The 2,104-nt window shown below is 42.6% G+C and carries 3 protein-coding genes; 2 read left to right on the top strand and 1 reads right to left on the bottom strand.

Annotated features, from left to right (window positions below):
• Positions 1 to 414: rubrerythrin (locus VN379_RS14735; RefSeq protein WP_325535144.1), on the bottom strand; the 414-nt coding region annotated here is incomplete at its 3' end.
• A 285-nt stretch (positions 415 to 699) separates the two neighbouring features.
• Here VN379_RS14735 and VN379_RS14730 point away from each other — a divergent pair.
• Both VN379_RS14730 and VN379_RS14725 read left to right on the top strand, forming a co-directional pair.
• Positions 700 to 1,734 (top strand): AI-2E family transporter, encoded by a 1,035-nt coding sequence (locus tag VN379_RS14730; RefSeq protein ID WP_325535142.1) that lies wholly within the window; start codon positions 700 to 702, stop codon positions 1,732 to 1,734.
• Between the two features lie 74 nt (positions 1,735 to 1,808).
• On the top strand, positions 1,809 to 2,012 hold the full coding sequence (locus tag VN379_RS14725) for a 4-oxalocrotonate tautomerase family protein (RefSeq protein WP_325535140.1): 204 nt from the start codon (positions 1,809 to 1,811) through the stop codon (positions 2,010 to 2,012).
• Positions 2,013 to 2,104: the final 92 nt, after the last annotated feature.

The following is a 2,104-nucleotide window of genomic DNA, read 5'->3' as shown; positions in this document are numbered from 1 at the left end:
ATACTGGTGGGATTCGCTATGTTTTCTCACAAGTTCATCTAATATTTGACCATGACGCCCTTCATCATCGGCAGCAGCTTCAATTTCACAGGCGGCGGCATCAAGCCCCAGGGAGCGCACTTGCTGAGCGAAGGTTCTTATTTTACTTACCCCGTCGCTTTCTAATTGGGCCACTTGTTTGAGTGTGGTAAAAATATCCTGGGGTACATGGCCGTTAAGAACAGCATATAACCCTGCATGACGGGCTTCATCGCCAGCCAGTGTGAGCAATGAAGCGGCAACCTCATCAAGCCCTTCTTCTGTTGCTAGTCTGGATAGCCCGTAATACATTGCTACGCCACGGGATTCAGCCTCTAAGTATTGATCAATTTGCTTTTCAAGCCCGGTTCCTTTAGTAATACCAAGTAAGCTCATTAGTTTGCCTCCAATATTATTAAGGTATATACTAGTGATCACCTAGTGAGCAGGGGAGGATTGGCCTTACATGTCCTGAATTTAGGTTGATAATTATATTAGTTATAGTATGTCCGATAGTAACACAGCTAGTGATGATATTTCTGTTGCTAGACGGTTGGTTACAGCAGGATATGTCCCTGAAGGCAGAGAAAATATCCAGTAATTACCTTTCTAAAAAGTTCTGTTTACATATTGCACTTGGGCAGCATGGATTCAGTTATGATATGTTAAGGGAGTGACTGCATGTTTACGTTAAACTGGCTAAATGGTTATATCCTCGGGCTTATTCTTATCGTTGGAACCCTGTTCTTTTTTGCTGCTAAGCTTGGGGTTACCTTGTTTATTGCTTTGCTCTTAGTATTACTTTTGCAACCAATCAAAAAGAGGTTAGAGAGAAGGTTCTCATCCGGGGTAGCATCTATTCTTGCATTGATTGTGCTTTTAGGAGGGGCTGCCTTACTTATTAGCTGGATTCTTCATCAAATGTTACCTGGATTTAAGCAGTTTGCTACAAGTGTGCCCCACCTTGTAAATCAACAGGCGCTGGACGCATGGCTGGTTTCTTTGAATCTGCCGCCTGAGATTATGGACTATACAACCCACTTATTAAATAACGCCACCGAGTTTGCAATTACAGCGGTCAGGAGCTCCCTGGTTCCTGTAGTACAGGCTTTGTCTGGGGTTGTTGAGCTTATCGGGGTCCCATTCATTGTATTCTACCTGTTAAAAGACGGAACAAAACTGCGTAATATGATTGTATCCTTTGTTCCTTCATCCGAGCGTGCGCCAATAGTAGGCTTTTTGGAAGAGGCTGATTTTGCTCTTAGCGGATATATTAAAGGTCAATTGGCGGTTTGTCTTGTGTCCGGTATAACCGTGCTTATCTTTTTTCTGCTTGCCGGACTGCCACATGTTTCCGTGTTTGCCGCTATCTCGGCAGTAGGTGAGTTGATCCCTGTTATTGGACCGTTAACTGCGTCTGTGCTGGCAATCGCCATTGCTTTATTATTATCGCCGTCTTTAGCAATAAAAGTGGCAATCTTTTACTTCATTATGTTCAAGATAAATCATAATATTATATACCCTAATTTGGTGGGCAAGGTACTCTGCCTGCACCCTGTTGTAATAATGATTGGGTTATTGCTTTTTGGTCATTTGTTTGGTGTTTTGGGCATGATGCTAGCCGTTCCTGCCATGGGCATGCTGCGAATTATTCTAAAATACGTAGTGCCAACATTTCCCGATTCTGACAGTAATAATACTGGACAAAAAGCTTAGAGGAGATGAGCGACATGCAGTGAAGGGTTAATAAGTGCAAACAATACCTGACTATATTGTGAGGGGGATAGATTATGCCATATGTTAATATAAAAGTAACGCGTGAAGGGGTAACCAAAGAACATAAAGACAAACTTATTCAGGGGGTAACACAATTGCTCCAGGATGTTCTGGGGAAAGACCCTAATACAACTGTTGTTGTTATTGATGAAGTTGATGTTGATAACTGGGGGATGGGTGGGCAGTCGATAACCGCTTACCGGCAGCGGGGGAAGTAAACAAGAAGTGCGAATGAAAAAGTTCCTGTACTGTTTGGGGTGATGGTGAAATTTTAAAAGGTATTTTCAGGATTTCTAAGAGTTTTACCTGT

It is taken from the genome of Sporomusa sp., assembly GCF_035561255.1.
Taxonomy (GTDB): domain Bacteria; phylum Bacillota; class Negativicutes; order Sporomusales; family Sporomusaceae; genus Sporomusa.
This window is presented reverse-complemented; position numbering and strand designations above follow the sequence as displayed.